The following is a 16,982-nucleotide window of genomic DNA, read 5'->3' as shown; positions in this document are numbered from 1 at the left end:
TGTTCCCTCTTCAAGTAGTGCTATAGCTCTTGGGGGAGATTCCTGTACCGAATTGCTACAGTCAACACACCCTTTTAAAATCCCTGCTGAGAAACTAATTCAATACAAAGTTGATTCACAGTTTCCCCGTTGACTTGTTTGGGTAACGTGGAATTTTCCTCGGCTTCATCCAATTTTTGATACAAACTTTTAGCCATAACCATGACTTCATCATAGCTGTATTTCCCTTTTTTAATGGCTAATAATTCCTCTGCATCTCCCGCTTCTCGACGATCAACGATTAAAGATTGAGTTTGTAAAATCTCAATTCCTGTTTTTAATAAGCGAATGGCTTGCATCGCAAATTTACAATCATATCCAACTTTAGCTTCCATTTTAGCTCGTTCAGGATTGCGATTTTTTTGCCAATCTTGATAATGTTTATATTCTCGACAAGCGCGTTGATATTGTTGACTTTTTTGCAACAATTGAATATAATCTTGAGAAGAATTGGCTAATTTTTGGGTTGTTTCTAAGGTTTCTTCGGGTAAGGGATATTGTTTTAAAATTCCTTTAAAATCAATATCAGCCGTTAACAACTGATACAGTTCTTTGGCGGGTTCTAAAAATTCAATGCGATCGCGCACTAACCCATACAAATATTCTAAAAAACTATTCATTTGACTAACCGTTAACGGCGGTGTATCGACTAAGCCAAATTCTGCCGCAGTCGGTTTATGAGTGGGAGGATTCAACAACCAATGGCGATGGGATTCTAACTTTTTAATTTGAGCATAGCCATAGCCAGAATAGGTTTGTTTTACTTTTTTAGACAAGAAAATCTGGCGATTCTGTCTCAGCTTTTCCCCAATTTCTGTTAGATATACATAGTCTTTAAACCAGAATAATTCTAAAATATTAGGGTTATTATCTACTGATAATTTCAGAAACTTTTTTAATTCATACAAACAGGTATCTTTTGACAAAAAAGAGAATTTATCGGTTGGTTCATCTGTCCATCCTGTATCTTTTTGTTCAATTAAGCTAAATCCTAAATAATAGGGCTTTGTAGCAATAAAAACCCCACGATAATCATAATCTGAGGTGGTTGTTGCCAGTCCATAGCCTCTGGAACCTGTTAAGGCGAGTAAAATAGTACGGTTTTCAATCTCTAAACGGTTCATAATAGGTTTGTAATCAAGAATTGATAGGCAAGATTTCCACCAATTTCCCTCCAGTGATTTTATTTCGTAATATAAGTGTAGTATATTAACACCCAATTGTCAAGAACCCATAAAATTTAACTAACTATAGAGCTTTTGATCAGGTTTCGACTGCTGAAACAGTATTCTCATTTCTGAGATAATTTAAAAATTTTACCCTTCCAGAGGGTGTATGATATAAATTAAAATTGTTTTGTTTATTCCGTTAGCCTTTAAGCCATGACTAATAGTGCAGAGACGAACCCAGCGTCGATGATCAGTACCCTTGAGGATTCTTCCAGTTCACCCAACTCCACCCTGCTACTGTTGCTAAAAATTGTTGAGTATTTTTCCTTAGCGGGTTTTGTAGGTGCAGCTTTCATTAACATTTTTGTTTCTGAGTTGCAAGTCGCTAAAATCTATGAAATTATTTTAGCAGCAACCTGGATTTGTTTGTTCTTAATTAACCGACAAGTTTTTCAGAACTATCAACAGGCAGACAAACTCTCCAAAATGAAGAAAAATGCTGCACTGTATACGATTTTAAGCAGTAATTTAATAGGTGAAAATAATCCTATGGATAACTCGGTGATTACCGCCGCGAGAATCCAAGCATTAGAATATGCTCAGGAGTTAATTGATGACTATAAAAAGACCCGAAGAGACTGCCGCAGTATTTACTATGTTTCACAAACTGCCACGATTGTTTTATCGGGTGTCACCCCTATTTTAGTGTTAGTGGATAAACTAGAAGCTGGGGTATCTTGGTTAAAATGGTTGCCTGTAATTTGTCCAGCAATTGCAGCTATTGTTGCGAGTATTGTCACCTCTTTTCCCTTTCAAGAAAATTGGGTAGCGGCGAATACTGCTGTGGAATTATTAGAAGCGGAACAGGAGAAATTTATCTTAGGAGTGAGTACCCTCTATCAATATGATGCGATGGAAGATGCTCAACTCTCTAAAAAAGCTCAAAGAGCAATTGAAAACTTTATTGTTCAGGTGAATACGATTCATTTGAAACAAGTTCAATCTGCCAGTGAGAAAAAACAAGAACAACCCCCGGATTCAACTCCTACTATAGAAGTAACTCCCCCAACTAAAGCCTAATTTACGTTTCTTGTTTAATCCCAGTAAATCAACCCGCTTAGGCGGGTTTTTTGATGACAGCAATTTGTTATCCTGAATTGACAATATGAACAAAAAAGAGTATCTTATATATTAAGACTAAAGTTAAATTTATACTGAATCTATGGTTCTTAACTTAAAATCAGCCAATATTAAAAACTATAAGAGCTTAGGAGATGTCTCATTAACATTTAGAGACTTAACGATTATTGTTGGTGCTAACTCTACGGGAAAATCGAATATTATAGGAGCATTAGAACTCCTGAGTAAAATGGTTTATAATGGTTCGCCCCCACCACCAGAGTTTATTAAAAAAAGATTTAGAGTAATGAATGATGAGTTAATTTATCAAATTAAGATTGAAGATGAAAATACAAAAGCTGATTATGAATTATCAATTTCAGCTAATTCAGAAACAGAGAAGCCTAGTTTTTCTCGTGAAAAATTAAAAGTAGATAAGATAGAAGTTATTGATATTGTAAAAGGGGAAGGAAATGTTCAAGATGAGGATGGAAAAGCACCTGTCTCTTATAATTCTAAATCAGGTAACTTAGCCTTGAATACGGCTGGTGATTTTGGATATAAGCCTTTTACATCGGAAGTATCAGACTTTATTAAACATTGGGAATTTTATAATTTAGATCCTGAGATAATTGGATGTAAAGGAATAACAATAATTAGACACATTCAAGCAAGTAGTAGTTTAGTTTCTGAAACACCAAAACTAGATCAAAAAGGTGGTGAAGTACAAGAAATTTTATTATACTGGGCAGAAAAAAATAAAAATAAATTTCAAGAGATTAATGAGAAACTTCAAGATATGGTTAATATGGAGTTTGAAGTTGAGTCTGATTCAGATGGAGATAAGTTTATTCAAGTCTTGGAAGGAGACGGTGTTCAAGTTCCTTTATCGAGTATGGCAGATGGAACCTTAAGATTAATTGCCTATTTAATTTTGCTAATTGATGATGAATTACCTCCCTTAATTGGAATTGAAGAACCAGAAAGAAGTTTTCATCCCGGTCTTTTGTCAGATATTGCCTCTATTATTAAACAACTTTCTCAAAAAACCCAGGTTGTGATTACAACTCACAGTTCTCAATTATTGGATTATTTTACGGCTGATGAAATTAATTCAGATGTATCTTTAATCCTGTTAACCAAAAAAGATAACAAGGGGACTGTCGCTTATCCAATTGATGAACTTAGTCAGAAGCGTGAAAGTTTTTTAGAGTGGATGCAAGAGTTTGGAGTTGGAAGTGCAATTTTTCATAGTCAACTTTTATATGATATTCAAAAACAATAATTCAAGTATGTGTAAAATTTTTCTCTGGGTTCCAGAATCAGATTATGATGCTAAAACAGTACACTGTATAGCCAAAAAAATTGTTACTTTTCATCGAAAAGATAATGTTGAACTAATTCTTGGTACCAAACAAGCCTATAATCATGCCATTAAAAATAGAGAAGAAGATGGGCTACAAAATGCAGTTGAAATTTACTTAAAAGATTATAATTATGTATTATTTTTAATAGATTATGATGGAAGACAATCTGAAGCAGCAAGATTGAAGCAACCTAATTCTTTTTTCAATAGGATTAACAAAGTAGTGGAAAATTCAAAGTTTTCAGGGCGTGTTCAGCTAATCCTGATTTGCCAGGAACTAGAAGCTTGGCTATTGGTAGATTGTTTAGGAATCTGCTGTTACTATACTAAAAGTGAAAATACTAGAACCAAGAAAGACTGGCAAAATTTTGCTAATAAGCATCAAATAGGAAGGACAGAGAATATCACAGAAGCAGAATCAGGCGGAAAGGGAGCGAAAGAATATTTAGAAAATTTCTCTAACTTAATTGCAGAAAAAAGGAATCCCCAGTTAAAAGAGAAAGATCTAAAAAAGCACAAATATACAGAAAGCCTATCTCCTGAAATCGCTGACTATCTTGAAATTAGCGAAAAAACAATTAATAGAAACTCATCTTTAAAAGAATTTGATGAATATTTCTTTCAAGCTTCAAATGGTGAGAATTAAGCTGTATACCTCCTGCTAGTATTGCCTTTTTGTTGCGGTTATGAGTGGATTAGGAGTGTGAACTTCTCACTAAATATGATAATATTGAATTAATATTTCTCCCGCTTCGTTTAAGTCTTTACCAAAGGTTAGAAATCCATCTTCATGTCCAGCCATAACTAATATTTTCTTTTCCCTTAAATTTTCTTCCTCAAATAATCTAAACATTTCTTGTGCCATTTTGGGGGTTCCATATTGAACTTCTTTGCGAGTGGTGGGAACCTGATTTAATAGTTTTCGCCACAGTTGGGGGTGATGAACATGAATAATGGCATTAATATTCGGTTCATAACTATAAATTGCAGCATGGGTTAAGGACTCGGATGAGGCTTGAATTGGCCCACAACAGGTGAGATGATTGTGTTCAATATTAAACTCAGTAACAACAGTATAATGATCGGGATTAAGTTTAGCTAAATGTCCCGTTTGACTGCCAGAAATAATAAATTGTAAAGTATTGGCAATACGGATGCTAATATTGCCAAATCCAATACCATTTTCATAGACACCAATCAATCCTAATTCATGAATATGATCCCGCCATTTCATTAAAGAAGCTATCAATTCAACCGCAACGTTTTCTCCTGGGATACATTCACAGGAATATTTCACAACACCTTCATCCATCATCGGGAACCTCTCAGTGGAAAATCCAACTTGCTTTAGTATTTTAGCAATAACTTGAGGAATGAATCTTCATTTGTAGCAGTAATTCAAGGTTGATGGGAAAGGGGCTCCATCCAGGGGAATAAGTATTTACTCTGGGTGCTGGGATGTCAAACTATTTTTGATCTGAATATTGATTTTGAGTCAACTATAGGGGTTCGGAATCTAGCCTTTACAAAATCTTTACAGAGATTAATTTGAAGTTTTACAAAAAGATCTCGTATTTTTGGGCCGTTTTGTTGTAAAATCTAAGCATTCAAAATCTCATCCTCCCGCTTAACACCGCTATCGAGTAGTAAACCTTCATTCCTCTATATAGCTACATTGATGAATCAGTGACGGATTAGAGATCAGTCTCTGAGTCAAAGAAACGGTTAGCAAAGTCGAGAGAACAGAAGGGAAACAAATGCTAACTGCTCAAGCCGATGGCTCAGTTGATCGTTGTGGTATAACGTTAATTCAACTTTCGCCAGAACTAAGTTAATAGACTATTTTTTAAAACAGGACAGAAAAGCGCTATGGCTAACGACATCAACATCCTCAATCTTCCGATTAATAATATCTCCAAAACCCAACTTCTTAAACGGTTAGGTTCCAGGGGCGGTGTCGTTTTTACCCCTAACGTCGATCACTTAATGAAATTACAGAAAGACCCGGACTTTTATGGTATCTACCAAGCTTCAACCTACCGGGTTTGTGATAGTAAGATCTTGATATATGCCTCTAAATTTTTAGGTCAGCCCATCAAAGAAAAAATTTCGGGTTCGGACTTATTTCCAGCCTTCTATGAGTATTATAAAAATCATGAAAAAGTAACAATTTTCTTGATGGGAGCCGCTGAGGGAGTTGCTCAACGCGCCCAAGAAAACATTAATAAAAAGGTGGGGCGGAAAATGATTATCGAGTCTTATTCCCCTCCCTTTGGCTTTGAAAAAGATGAGGTAGAATGCCAACGTATTATTGATCGGATTAATCACTCTGGAGCTACCGTATTAGCCATTGGTGTAGGAGCACCTAAGCAAGAAAAATGGATTGCTAAATACCGCAGTCAACTCAAAAATATTAAGGTATTTTTAGCGATTGGTGCAACGATTGACTTTGAAGCGGGAGAAAAAGGTCGCTCCCCCCAATGGATGAGTAATATGGGTGTGGAATGGTTACACCGCTTGTTTTCCGAACCCAAACGTTTATGGAAACGGTATCTGATTGAGGATCTTCCTTTCTTTTGGTTACTGTTATTACAAAAGTTAAAACTCTATACACCTCCATTTTCCACCAGAGAAGAATTTGTCAATTGGGAATCTCCCCGCTTAGGACAACTCTTACAAAAAGCGGGCTTATTGTCTGCTGACCAAGTTAAGACTGTTTTGGAATTGCAAACCCAACAACCTGAAAAACGATTTGGCGATTTCGTTGTTGAGTTGGGATGGTTGGAAGGGGAAACGATTGATTTCTTTGCCGATTATTTACCGCAGTTAGGGTTATCAAAACAACGATATCCTTTAGGTTATTATCTCTATAAAGCTAAATTGCTCGATGAATCCCAAATCAATTTCATTCTCGAAGAACAACGGGAATTAAAACTCCGGTTTGGGGAAATTGCGGTAATGAAAGGGTGGGTTAAGCAGCAAACCCTGGATACGCTACTGGATTATTTAACCCAACAAGAATTTATTAATTGGGAGTCTCCCTTCTTGGGTGAAATCTTACGAAAAGCCGGGTTACTGTCGGGTGATCAAGTTCACACTATTTTAGAACGACAAAAACAGGAACCGGGTAAACGATTTGGTGATTTTGTCGTTGAGTTGGGATGGTTAGAACAAGACACCATTGATTTCTTTGCTGATTATTTACCGCAGTTGGAACAGACCCAACATCGGCATCCCTTGGGTTATTATCTCTGCAAAGCTAAATTGCTTGATGAATCCCAAATTAATTTAATTCTGGAAGAACAAAATGAATTAAAACTCCGGTTTGGAGAAATTGCGGTGATGAAAGGGTGGGTCAAACAGCAAACCCTGGATACGGTACTGGATTATTTAACCCAAGAATTTGAAGATTCTTTAGTGGCATAAATTGTTAAGTTTCTGTTGTGTCCTTGAGGCTCGTTGAGAGAGAGTAACAGTCATCTCAGCGAGTCTTTTTTATCGGGAATGATAGTGTTGACACTCGCCCGTCAAGCTACGCTGTGACGGGGGATTCTTGTTTCACAGAAGAATGCTTATAGAGGGTATCTCGTTGTTGATAGGGACGCCCCAAGCAAGCGATCGCTTTTTCTAAGGTTTCGGGTTCCATACAGGTTCCTCCTTTGGCTCCCGCCATGGTGGTAATGTGTTCTTCCATTAAGGTTCCCCCAATATCATTACATCCCCATCGCAAGGCTTCCGTTGCTCCGTCTAAACCCAATTTCACCCAACTGGGTTGATGATTCGGGATATAATGACCGAGGAAAATTCGAGCCACGGCTGTTAATAATAAGGTATCCGCTAAAATCGGTTGATCCCGTCCCACTCGTCGTCGCAAGGGAGGTGGGGCTGTTTCTCCCACAAAGGGTAATACAATAAATTCTGTAATTCTAGCGGGATAATTCTGTTCAATGGCTTTTTGTTGGAGCGATCGCAACTGTTGTAAATGCTGCATTTGCTGTTGAGGCGTTTCAATATGACCCGATAGCATTGTGCTGGTGGTGGGTATACCGAGACGATGGGCTGTTTCGATAATTTCTAACCAAGTCGCGGTATTAATTTTTTCAGGACAGATGATTTTTCGGACAGAATCATCTAAAATTTCCGCAGCCGTTCCCGGCATAGAACCGACTCCAGCATCCCGTAATGCTATCATGACATCGGCATAAGAGAGATGATCTTCTCTGGCAATAAATTGTATTTCTTGAGGAGAAAAAGTATGAAGATGGAGGTGGGGAAACTGAGTTTTAAGGGCTTGAATTAAATGGAGATAATAGGGTAAGGATTTCCCGTTAATTTTCGCTTCCAGGTTTAACCCACCCTGCATACAAATTTCCGTCGCACCCCGTTGAAGCGCCTCAGCCGCTTTTTCTAAAATTTGATTTAGTTCTAACCAAAACGCTCCTTCATCTCCAGCATCTCGACGAAACGCACAAAAACTACAATGCTGTTCACAAATATTTGTAAAATTAATATTGCGATTAATCACATAAGTAACGGTTTCCCCCACTTGTTGAGATCGTAAAGTATCACTCACCAGCCGAATATTCTCAATAATTGCTGGGTCAGTTTGCTGAAGCAAAACCACCCCTTCCTCTGGGGATAAATCATCTCCAGCAATAGCATGGTTAAGAATGGTATCAGCCGTTAAATTTAGTATCATAATTGATCAATATGTGAAAAAGTGACTTTCATCGTTCTCGACAGGAAGGATGGGTAAACTGGAAACAGAGTTAATCTTCTGTCTCTTTCCCGACTTCCCGATTTTCCTCAGAATCTTGCTATTTACGCTGAAAATATCGCCATGAACAAGTTGTTATTGTTTCAAAACAGGTTATTTTTATTCAGACCCTTTAGTATTTTAACGGCTAGTGCCGGGGTGTTGCAAGTTTCCCTGAGTATAGGAATCAGTTGGTTTCTGCTTCATGCACCTCCTTTTAATTTCGCCTTCGGACAATCAACCGTGACATTGGCTCAAACCCCTAATCAGCCTAATGTTAAGGCTTTATTTGAAAGTGGAATTGAGCAATTTCGTCAAGGGTCATTTCCAGAAGCCTTAGCAACGTTTCAAACTGTTTTACAACAGCAAGAACAACAAGGAAAACAAGCTGAAATTGCCGAAACTCTCACTTATATTGGGGAAGTTTATAGTAATTTAGGCAATGATGCAGAAGCCTTAAACGTTTTACAAAAAGCCCTTAATTCCTATCGACAATTAAATCAACAAGCCGAAAACAAGAACCCAGACTATCAAAGTGGAATTAGTCGCAGTTTAAATTTAATTGGATTTATCTATCGCGATCAAAATAAAGTCTCAGACGCTTTAAAATTACATCAAGAAGCGTTAGAAATCGCCCAATCGATTAATGATCGAGTAAATATTGGCGAATCTTTCCATAATTTAGCCTCTGATTATACCACATTAAAACAATATGATCAAGCGTTAAAATTCTATCAACAAGCTCGAACTATTCGGGAAGAAGTTGGAGATAAACGGGATCTTAGTCGCACGTTAAATAATTTAGGAGCTTTGTATTTAATTCAGGGAGATACTCAAAAAGCTTTAGAAATTTATCAACAAGCATTAGCCTTCCGTCGCCAAATTGGAGATCAAGCTGGAGTTGGACGATTATTGAGTAATATTGGGTTATTATATCGTCAGTTAGGAGAGGATTCTCAAGCGTTAGTTTATTTTAAACAAGCTTCAGAATTAATGACCCGAATAGAAGATCATGGGAGTGCTGCCAAAGTTCATCATTTAATCGGGGAAATTCAGGAAAAACTCAAACAATCTGATCAAGCTTTAATATCTTATCAAAAAGCAATTGATTTTGCAAAACTGGCTAATGATCAAGGAAATTTAAGCACTGCTTTTAATAGTTTAGGTAGTGTTTATTATAGTCAAGGTCAATATTCCCAAGCCTTAGAAGCTTATCAAAAAGCTTTATCTATTTATCAAACCCTGAATAATAAACCCGAAATCGGTACAACTTTAAATAATATTGGACAAGTTTATGAACGCTTAGGAAACTATCCCCAAGCTTTACAAACCTGGAAAGAAGCCTTAGCAATTCTCCAACAAACTGGAAATCAAAAAGCTGTTCAAGAAACCCAGCGTAGTATTGACTCAGTGCAGAAAAAACAAGAAAGTGGGGTGTGAAGGGGACGCGGGACCGTAGGGCTGTTTCATGGTCGAGATTGGTCTGTTAAGAAACCGGGTTGACTTGCTATAATCTCATCAATTGAGAACTAATTTACCCAAAATGTCCCTAATCCCTGGACAGACTGCCTCTCGCCTAGCGTTATTCGGTACAGTTTTACTTGGGGCAACATTCTGCCCAACCCTTGCAGCCATCGTAGCAGGAACAGCCGCACCTGCGATTATTTCTACCTTGTCGGGTATGGTTGCAGGGGTGTTTGGGGGGTTGGTGGCGAACGATATGGGGGAGTTAGCCAAACGACTCGAAACCCAGGATAGAACGAATCATGATTTAGCGAAAGCAACGGGGGCGGCTATTTCCTTGGTGATTCTCAATTTGGCAGCAATTGAAGGAATTGATCAAACCGTTCAGAAAAATTTAAAGACGTTAGCAATAACAACTGAAAAAGATTGGAAGCGGCAAAACAGGAGATTTTAGCGGAAATTCGAGCCGGGTTTTCGGGAGTTAATGAACGGTTAGGGGAAATTAGCGAAGATATTGATCAAATTAAGGAAATTCTCAACACTAAACCCCGATTTGGGGTATTAATTGGAGGCAATTTTAGCGGGGTTTGTGCCTATTGGCAGGGGCGAGAAAAAGAGATTGAACAATTAAAAAACTGGATACGAGATCCAGAGATTACCTTAATGGGAATTGAGGGAACGGGAGGGTTAGGAAAAACCAGTTTAGCCGAGAAGGTATTTGATGAATTAAAAACAGAATATTGCGGCTATTGGGCGGATGTGAGTACGGGGGCAATTTTTACCGAAGTGGCGCGAAAGGTTTTAGAGTATTTTAATTTTCCAATTCCTCAACAGGAAACGGAGTTGGTTCAAGCGTTAATTAGTTGTTTACAGCAAACGAAATGTTTATTAGTGTTTGACAATTTAGAAACCTTGTTACAGGAGAATGAGTTTGTAATTGGTAGTTTTTATGATGAGTTTTTTAGAAGTTGGACGAACAAAAGAAGCGAGAGTGCGATCGTTGTTACAACGCGGGAACGTCCGAATATTCGGGGGTTTAATCATTGGATATCTTTAGAAGGTTTTGAGGAAACGGAAGGGGCAGCGTTTTTGCACGGGAAGGGAATCAAAAATAATCCAGAAGAATTAAAGGCATTTTCCCGATTAGTTGACGGGTATCCGTTGTTATTGCGGTTAGTGGCGGATTTGCTAATAGATGATTCGCCCCAAAATCCTCGGTTAGAACGATTAACAGAATTAGGATTAAAGAATTTACAGCAGTTACTCACCCATCCCGATGTTAAGGGAAATCACCGCCAAAGGGAAGTGGGAATTGTAGCGGTTTTGGATGTGAGTTATCAGCGTTTAAGTGAACAATTGAAAACCCTGTTAACGGTCGTGACAATATTGCGGGGTGAGTTTGATGCCGAGATAGCATTGGCGGTGTCGGGGTTGGAGAAAACGGCGGCAGAAATTCAGCAAGATTTGCGGCAGTTGGTCAGGCGATCTTGGTTATTAGAAAGCGAGAACCGTCTCTGGAGTTTTCAACCTGTGATTTTAGCGTATTTAAAGCATAAAGCCGGAGAACAAACCCCAGCCCATTTAGAGGCAATTTACTATTATCTAAATTGCTTAAAACCTCGGCAGCAATGGCAAACCCTAGATGATGTGAATGAGTATTTGCAGATTTTTTATCATCGCTGTCAGTTAGGGCAATATCCTTTAGCATTTAATACCCTTGGTGATGATGATGTTGATAGCTTTTTGGATCTAAGCGGTTATAATTCAACTCGCGTTGAGTTGTATCATCAGTTAGTTGAAAATTGGCAACCTGAAGGCGAGTATGAAAACTGGCAATTTGGTACAGCTTTAACATCTTTGGGCAATGCTTACAATTCATTAGGGCAATACCAACAAGCAATCAATTTCTATCAGCAATCGTTAGAAATTGCACAGGAAATCGGCAATCGCCGTGGCGTTGCTACCTCTCTGGGAGGTTTGGGCAATGCTTACCTTTCATTAGGGCAATACCAACGGGCAATTGATTTCCATCAGCAATCGTTAGAAATTAAACAGGAAATCGGCGATCGCAGTGGCGTTGCTGCCTCTCTGGGGAATTTGGGCAATGCTTACAATTCATTAGGGCAATACCAACAAGCAATCAATTTCTATCAGCAATCGTTAGAAATTGCACAGGAAATCGGCAATCGCCGTGGCGTTGCTACCTCTCTGGGAGGTTTGGGCAATGCTTACTATTCATTAGGGCAATACCAACGGGCAATCGATTTCTATCAGCAATGGTTAGAAATTGCACAGGAAATCGGCAATCGCAGTGGCGTTGCTAACTCTCTGGGAGGTTTGGGCATTGCTTACAATTCATTAGGGCAATACCAACAAGCACTCGATTTCTATCAGCAATCCTTAGAAATTGCACAGGAAATCGGCGATCGCAGTGGCGTTGCTGCCTCTCTGAACAATTTGGGCAATGCTTACGATTCATTAGGGCAATACCAACAAGCAATCGATTTCCATCAGCAATCGTTAGAAATTCAACAGGAAATCGGCGATTGCAGTGGCGTTGCTGCCTCTCTGGGGAATTTGGGCACTGCTTACAATTCATTAGGGCAATACCAACAAGCAATCGATTTCTATCAGCAATCGTTAGAAATTGCACAGGAAATCGGCGATTGCAGTGGCGTTGCTACCTCTCTGGGGAATTTGGGCACTGCTTACAATTCATTAGGGCAATACCAACAAGCAATCGATTTCCATCAGCAATCGTTAGAAATTGCACAGGAAATCGGCGATCGCAGTGGTGTTGCTGCCTCTCTGCAAGGTTTGGGCAATGCTTACAATTCATTAGGGCAATACCAACAAGCAATTGATTTCCATCAGCAATCGTTAGAAATTGCACAGGAAATCGGTGATCGCCGTGGCGTTGCTACCTCTCTGCAAGGTTTGGGCAATGCTTACAATTCATTAGGGCAATACCAACAAGCAATCGATTTCCATCAGCAATCCTTAGAAATTGCACAGGAAATCGGCGATCGCAGTGGCGTTGCTAACTCTCTGGGAGGTTTGGGCAATGCTTACGATTCATTAGGGCAATACCAACGGGCAATCGATTTCTATCAGCAATCGTTAGAAATTGCACAGGAAATCGACTATAAAATGGGTGAGGCAATCTCTCTCAATAATTTAGGGGGAGCCTATAAAAATTTAGAAAACTATCAGACGGCAATTCAGTATTATCAGCAAGCTTTAGCGATTCAATTAGAAAATCCTCAATATCAAGCTATTTTCTGGGCTAACTTAGGGTTTGCTTTGGGTAAAATTAACAGAACTGAAGATGCTCTGGGTGCTTATCGAAATGCCCGTGAATTGTATCAAAATCTGGGACTTGATGCCGATGTGCAAGATTGCGATAATGCTATTCAACAATTAACCTCACCGTCTCCCTTGTCTGCCCCTCAATCTCAGGGTTTTTTGCATTGGTTAAACTTGCAAATTCGTCGTTTTTGGCGGTGGTTGCGGCAGTTAGGGAGAAGTTGAAAAAATTAAGTTTCTCTGGTTTGCCTGAAAAAACTTGACAGTTGAGATTAAGTTTTGCTATAATGTACTATTGTACTGAATATTGCTTTTTTGCTGCTTTAGCTCAGTTGGTAGAGCGGTTCACTCGTAATGAACAGGTCGTCGGTTCAAGTCCGATAAGCAGCTTTCAAATTTATTAACCTATGATGCTTGCTGTATCAGCCTTTCACCTTGACCTGTTCATTACGAGTGAACCGCTCTACCAACTGAGTTACTCAATAGTTACTCATTTATAAATAATTATAGAGTCTTTTGAGTAGCGTTCTGTACTAAGGATTAACCCCTACTATTCCCTTACCTTGCCTGCTAACTTTTAGGTTTACTTCCCTTTGTGCATACAATTGGAGCTAAGTAAAATTTTTTGATGGCAGTCAAAAATTATGGATAAGTTAGACAACTTAGAGAAGGGTAGGGTTAAGCGGTACGCGGGAGATGATGAGAAGATAAGGACTACATTAAGCTTAAGCAAGTCTACACGGGAGTACCTGAGTCAGTACGGAACGGTATGAGTGAAACGATTGAATACTTAGTATGGGTACACAGTAAGGGTAAGGCATTATAGCGGTAGCTATAAGGACTGGTTACGGATAAGTTTGAGATGCTAAAGGATAGATAATAAAAAAATTCGTTAAACGATTTTCGTTTAACGAAAATAGGAATCACAAAACAGAAAAAACAAACTAAATAGCTTATTATACTGAATCAGTGTTACACTGATAGAACAGTCAACACTAAACAGGGAATAATTATATGCCTAACTATAATCCTAATACTCAAGGGTTAAGCCAACCAAAATGGATTAATAAACCAGTGAGACCCTACCGACTACCTGAACCTATAGCAGATGATGTCTTAACCTATGCTCATAAATTGGACAAGGGGGATGGCGATCACTCTACCGATTTAGACGATGTTATAGAGACACTAACTCAAGCGTTAACCCTACCTGCCAACAAAGGGGGTGCTATCAAAACGGAAATTAAAAAGGTACTAGAGATACTGACAAAGGGTTAACCCTAAAGTTAAAACCCATCACTCAACCCACTGGTTTAACGTCAGTGGTTTTTTATTAAGGGGGTTGTGTAAAATACCGCGCAAGGGTTGTGTAAGCGTCAGAAGTCTTACTGTGTATAGGTTTTAAGACATTTAACCATCAACAGATAAGTAGGGGTTGTGTAAGGGGGTTGTGTAAGGTTCAAAGCGTTACAGAGTAGGGGTTTTAGCATGGCTTACACAGCTTACACATCATTTTTCCCTAAAACTTTTGAAAAACGGGTAAGGGTATCTATTGGGTAGTCCTGACTGGACATAGGTAACCTATAGGTAATGAAAATAATATTTTTTTAGCAAATTAGCTGTGTAGGCTGTGTAAGGAATGGTGAAAGTATTGATATATAAGGATTAGAGGTTTACACAACCCCCTTACACAACCCCCTATCTAGTTTTAGCGTTAAAATGCCTGTAACCCTTACAAGGTAATAGTTTTACCCTTACACAACCCCCTTGCACAACCTACCGTGTAAATAGAGATAAAAATAACCCACCGATTGTTAGTCAGTGGGTTTTAGTGTTTTGGGGTGAGTGGTTAATCGGGGTCATACTCTATCAGTTCAAAGGGAGTACACCCTAACGCTTTACATAGTGCCTCTAGTGTTCCCTGACTCAACCCCGGCAATGTGTCAGCACCTCTTAATTGGGCAACAGTATTCCTGTGTAAACCCGTCAATTCAGCTAGTTGACGGATGGATACCCGTTGTCTAGCCATGACTTCCCTTAACTTCCATCTAATCAATTTACAAATTGTAATAGTCATTTGTCACATTAAACCTTGCATTCTGCACAATCATTATGGCATGATGTGGGAGTACAAAGCAAAGGTAAGCGTCGGACGGCTACCAACCTTAAACGCTTACCCCACGACACCCATATACATAGGAGTCACAAAATATTATGACACTTGCAGAACTCAAAGCTAAAGCGACTGAATTGGGGTTAACCTCTGATGATGTACGCGCCTACGGTTCACTCGCTAAAAAAGCGACATGGGAACAAGCTATTGCAGCGACGGAACAAATTATTGCTGAAACTGACGCTAAAGAACAGGTAACGATTATTGACGACGGAGTAGAACAAGAAGAATACTTAACCTTTATCAAAACCCGTCAAACTGATATCAGTGTAACAGTGAATCAGTCTACTATTGAGGAAGAGCTACCCTTTGACCCTACTCATACCTTAATTAACGGTGATTGGGTAGAAGTTGAAAGTATTACAGCGACTAAAAACCCCCCTATCCTTCCGTTCACCTTTACCCCTACTTACCCTTGTAAACCCGATAACTCTGGTTACTTAATTTTTGATGAAAAACTGGGTAATTGGGTTAAGGAAAAACCGTCAGAATCATCTACCCCATACCGTGACAAGTTAATCGCAAAAATGACGGGTTATGTAGACAAGGGAGTCACCCTAGACGCTCTTGCTGATATGCAGAAAAACCCACCTGATGAACATACCGCAGCTATCTATTTAGGGTTACTAGAAGAGTCAGAACGGATGTTAACAGAGGCGTTAGTAGCATGAACCAAGACCTTAGCTCTCAAGCTGGTTTATTTAAAGCTTTTGAGGAGTACATTCCTGTCTATCTTTCACTCAATGGTCTTCCCCCCAATGAAAGAGAATTTCTCTACTGGTTTCGGTGGGATGTTGAGGACATTTTAGACAACTTTGTCGGTGAACAGGACTGGCTTGATATTTTAGAAAAAGCCAGAGCAGCTAAGGATTTAGAGGGACAACAGAATGAACAAACCTAAAGGAATTATCGATTATTTATCCCCCTGGTTTATTCCGTTACTCTGTTTTCTCGCTGGGTACTTTCTCAATACAGTTATTGAAGTAAAGGTTAACCCCGTAACAACCGTTGAACGGTTAAGTTAATTGATTTAGATTAAGTTATCAGTTATCAGTGTAACACTCATTCATTAAGGGTTTACACAAATGTTAGGATTCTTTAAAGGCAATGATTTTAATGGCAGTGGAAACATTGCACCCGTAGACGGTAAGCACTCCAACTTAGACGCTAATTCTGTACATTCTAAATCTGCAACTAACGCTATTACCCCTGATTCCCCTGGTAGCTGGAAAAGTTATCGCGCTGTACCCGTTGTAGAGGAAGCACGCGCATTCACAGAGGAAGAGGCTGACGCATTAACGGAGTTAGAAAAAGATACCCGTCGCAAGCGTAAAGCGTCTAAACGTGCTTACGATAAATTGCAAAAAATCGGTAATCATCAAACAGCGATAAACCGCCATCATGAAACCTACCGACGTAATGAAGGACGGAATGAACGCCGGATTCAAGGGTATAAAAACACTAGCGCAAAATACCTTCATTCCTTACGTCCTGAGTACGCACAGTTAGGTCAAAGCTTACAGAAGGCTGAAGCTAACGCCGATCAAGCGATTAACAGTTTGATGAGTCAACTGTAGTCTTTTCTAAATT

The 16,982-nt window shown here is 39.0% G+C and carries 16 protein-coding genes and 1 tRNA gene; 13 read left to right on the top strand and 4 right to left on the bottom strand.

Features of this window, described 5'->3' with window-relative positions:
* Positions 1 to 74 precede the first annotated feature (74 nt).
* A complete protein-coding gene (locus tag H6G57_RS16045; RefSeq protein WP_190520234.1) occupies positions 75 to 1,163 on the bottom strand; it encodes a DNA polymerase beta superfamily protein in 1,089 nt (362 codons plus the stop codon).
* Between the two features lie 258 nt (positions 1,164 to 1,421).
* Here H6G57_RS16045 and H6G57_RS16040 point away from each other — a divergent pair, with 258 nt between their 5' ends.
* The 3 genes from H6G57_RS16040 (at position 1,422) to H6G57_RS16030 (ending at position 4,339) form a co-directional block, all read left to right on the top strand.
* Positions 1,422 to 2,288 carry a DUF4231 domain-containing protein gene (locus tag H6G57_RS16040; protein WP_190520232.1) on the top strand — a complete coding sequence of 289 codons (867 nt, stop codon included), beginning with the start codon at positions 1,422 to 1,424 and terminating at the stop codon, positions 2,286 to 2,288.
* 142 nt (positions 2,289 to 2,430) lie between these two features.
* A complete protein-coding gene (locus H6G57_RS16035; RefSeq protein WP_190520230.1) occupies positions 2,431 to 3,612 on the top strand; it encodes an AAA family ATPase in 1,182 nt (393 codons plus the stop codon).
* Positions 3,613 to 3,619: 7 nt separating this feature from the next.
* Positions 3,620 to 4,339, top strand: a complete 720-nt coding sequence (locus H6G57_RS16030; RefSeq protein ID WP_190520228.1) for a DUF4276 family protein — start codon at positions 3,620 to 3,622, stop codon at positions 4,337 to 4,339.
* Between the two features lie 69 nt (positions 4,340 to 4,408).
* Here the strand turns inward: H6G57_RS16030 and H6G57_RS16025 are convergent, their stop codons facing one another.
* Positions 4,409 to 5,005 carry a class II aldolase/adducin family protein gene (locus tag H6G57_RS16025; protein ID WP_190520406.1) on the bottom strand — a complete coding sequence of 199 codons (597 nt, stop codon included), beginning with the start codon at positions 5,003 to 5,005 and terminating at the stop codon, positions 4,409 to 4,411.
* A 557-nt stretch (positions 5,006 to 5,562) separates the two neighbouring features.
* Between H6G57_RS16025 and H6G57_RS16020 the strand changes: the two genes are divergently transcribed.
* On the top strand, positions 5,563 to 7,119 hold the full coding sequence (locus tag H6G57_RS16020) for a WecB/TagA/CpsF family glycosyltransferase (protein ID WP_190520226.1): 1,557 nt from the start codon (positions 5,563 to 5,565) through the stop codon (positions 7,117 to 7,119).
* 106 nt (positions 7,120 to 7,225) lie between these two features.
* On the opposite strand, the gene cofH is transcribed toward H6G57_RS16020, so the two are convergent.
* Positions 7,226 to 8,392, bottom strand: coding sequence for a 7,8-didemethyl-8-hydroxy-5-deazariboflavin synthase subunit CofH (gene cofH, locus H6G57_RS16015; protein WP_199314342.1), 1,167 nt, complete (start codon positions 8,390 to 8,392; stop codon positions 7,226 to 7,228).
* Positions 8,393 to 8,533: 141 nt separating this feature from the next.
* Here cofH and H6G57_RS16010 point away from each other — a divergent pair, with 141 nt between their 5' ends.
* The 5 genes from H6G57_RS16010 (at position 8,534) to H6G57_RS15990 (ending at position 14,497) form a co-directional block, all read left to right on the top strand.
* Positions 8,534 to 9,889 (top strand): tetratricopeptide repeat protein, encoded by a 1,356-nt coding sequence (locus tag H6G57_RS16010; protein ID WP_190520224.1) that lies wholly within the window; start codon positions 8,534 to 8,536, stop codon positions 9,887 to 9,889.
* A 103-nt stretch (positions 9,890 to 9,992) separates the two neighbouring features.
* On the top strand, positions 9,993 to 10,367 hold the full coding sequence (locus tag H6G57_RS16005) for a hypothetical protein (protein WP_190520222.1): 375 nt from the start codon (positions 9,993 to 9,995) through the stop codon (positions 10,365 to 10,367).
* The gene (locus H6G57_RS16000) at positions 10,340 to 13,444 is read left to right on the top strand and encodes a tetratricopeptide repeat protein (RefSeq protein WP_190520220.1); all 3,105 of its coding nucleotides are present in this window, start codon (positions 10,340 to 10,342) and stop codon (positions 13,442 to 13,444) included. Before H6G57_RS16005 ends, H6G57_RS16000 begins: the two co-directional genes overlap by 28 nt.
* Before the next feature lie 92 nt (positions 13,445 to 13,536).
* Positions 13,537 to 13,609 (top strand) — tRNA-Thr (locus H6G57_RS15995).
* A gap of 624 nt (positions 13,610 to 14,233) precedes the next feature.
* Positions 14,234 to 14,497: a hypothetical protein gene (locus H6G57_RS15990; protein WP_190520218.1), complete on the top strand. Its 264-nt coding sequence runs from the start codon at positions 14,234 to 14,236 to the stop codon at positions 14,495 to 14,497.
* A gap of 571 nt (positions 14,498 to 15,068) precedes the next feature.
* Here H6G57_RS15990 and H6G57_RS15985 read toward each other — a convergent pair.
* Positions 15,069 to 15,296, bottom strand: coding sequence for a helix-turn-helix transcriptional regulator (locus H6G57_RS15985; RefSeq protein ID WP_190520216.1), 228 nt, complete (start codon positions 15,294 to 15,296; stop codon positions 15,069 to 15,071).
* A 137-nt stretch (positions 15,297 to 15,433) separates the two neighbouring features.
* Here H6G57_RS15985 and H6G57_RS15980 point away from each other — a divergent pair, with 137 nt between their 5' ends.
* The 4 genes from H6G57_RS15980 to H6G57_RS15965 are packed head-to-tail and all read left to right on the top strand — an operon-like array spanning position 15,434 to position 16,969.
* Positions 15,434 to 16,063: a hypothetical protein gene (locus tag H6G57_RS15980; RefSeq protein WP_190520214.1), complete on the top strand. Its 630-nt coding sequence runs from the start codon at positions 15,434 to 15,436 to the stop codon at positions 16,061 to 16,063.
* Positions 16,060 to 16,293 (top strand): hypothetical protein, encoded by a 234-nt coding sequence (locus H6G57_RS15975; protein WP_190520212.1) that lies wholly within the window; start codon positions 16,060 to 16,062, stop codon positions 16,291 to 16,293. The genes H6G57_RS15980 and H6G57_RS15975 overlap by 4 nt, the downstream gene beginning before the upstream one ends.
* Positions 16,280 to 16,417 (top strand): hypothetical protein, encoded by a 138-nt coding sequence (locus H6G57_RS15970; RefSeq protein WP_190520210.1) that lies wholly within the window; start codon positions 16,280 to 16,282, stop codon positions 16,415 to 16,417. The genes H6G57_RS15975 and H6G57_RS15970 overlap by 14 nt, the downstream gene beginning before the upstream one ends.
* Before the next feature lie 60 nt (positions 16,418 to 16,477).
* A complete protein-coding gene (locus H6G57_RS15965) occupies positions 16,478 to 16,969 on the top strand; it encodes a hypothetical protein (protein WP_190520208.1) in 492 nt (163 codons plus the stop codon).
* Positions 16,970 to 16,982: the final 13 nt, after the last annotated feature.

Source organism: Planktothrix sp. FACHB-1365, assembly GCF_014697575.1.
In the GTDB taxonomy this organism is placed as follows: domain Bacteria; phylum Cyanobacteriota; class Cyanobacteriia; order Cyanobacteriales; family Microcoleaceae; genus Planktothrix.
The sequence above is the reverse complement of the archived record's forward strand: the minus strand, read 5'-3'. Positions and strand labels throughout refer to the sequence as shown.

Excerpts from the sequence above, each read along its gene's own strand:
- H6G57_RS16045 (WP_190520234.1), bottom strand. The coding sequence starts at position 1,163 with ATGAACCGTTTAGAGATTGAAAACCGTACTATTTTACTCGCCTTAACA.
- H6G57_RS16040 (WP_190520232.1), top strand. The coding sequence starts at position 1,422 with ATGACTAATAGTGCAGAGACGAACCCAGCGTCGATGATCAGTACCCTT.
- H6G57_RS16035 (WP_190520230.1), top strand. The coding sequence starts at position 2,431 with ATGGTTCTTAACTTAAAATCAGCCAATATTAAAAACTATAAGAGCTTA.
- H6G57_RS16030 (WP_190520228.1), top strand. The coding sequence starts at position 3,620 with ATGTGTAAAATTTTTCTCTGGGTTCCAGAATCAGATTATGATGCTAAA.
- H6G57_RS16025 (WP_190520406.1), bottom strand. The coding sequence starts at position 5,005 with ATGGATGAAGGTGTTGTGAAATATTCCTGTGAATGTATCCCAGGAGAA.
- H6G57_RS16020 (WP_190520226.1), top strand. The coding sequence starts at position 5,563 with ATGGCTAACGACATCAACATCCTCAATCTTCCGATTAATAATATCTCC.
- cofH (WP_199314342.1), bottom strand. The coding sequence starts at position 8,392 with ATGATACTAAATTTAACGGCTGATACCATTCTTAACCATGCTATTGCT.
- H6G57_RS16010 (WP_190520224.1), top strand. The coding sequence starts at position 8,534 with ATGAACAAGTTGTTATTGTTTCAAAACAGGTTATTTTTATTCAGACCC.
- H6G57_RS16005 (WP_190520222.1), top strand. The coding sequence starts at position 9,993 with ATGTCCCTAATCCCTGGACAGACTGCCTCTCGCCTAGCGTTATTCGGT.
- H6G57_RS15990 (WP_190520218.1), top strand. The coding sequence starts at position 14,234 with ATGCCTAACTATAATCCTAATACTCAAGGGTTAAGCCAACCAAAATGG.
- H6G57_RS15985 (WP_190520216.1), bottom strand. The coding sequence starts at position 15,296 with ATGACTATTACAATTTGTAAATTGATTAGATGGAAGTTAAGGGAAGTC.
- H6G57_RS15980 (WP_190520214.1), top strand. The coding sequence starts at position 15,434 with ATGACACTTGCAGAACTCAAAGCTAAAGCGACTGAATTGGGGTTAACC.
- H6G57_RS15975 (WP_190520212.1), top strand. The coding sequence starts at position 16,060 with ATGAACCAAGACCTTAGCTCTCAAGCTGGTTTATTTAAAGCTTTTGAG.
- H6G57_RS15970 (WP_190520210.1), top strand. The coding sequence starts at position 16,280 with ATGAACAAACCTAAAGGAATTATCGATTATTTATCCCCCTGGTTTATT.
- H6G57_RS15965 (WP_190520208.1), top strand. The coding sequence starts at position 16,478 with ATGTTAGGATTCTTTAAAGGCAATGATTTTAATGGCAGTGGAAACATT.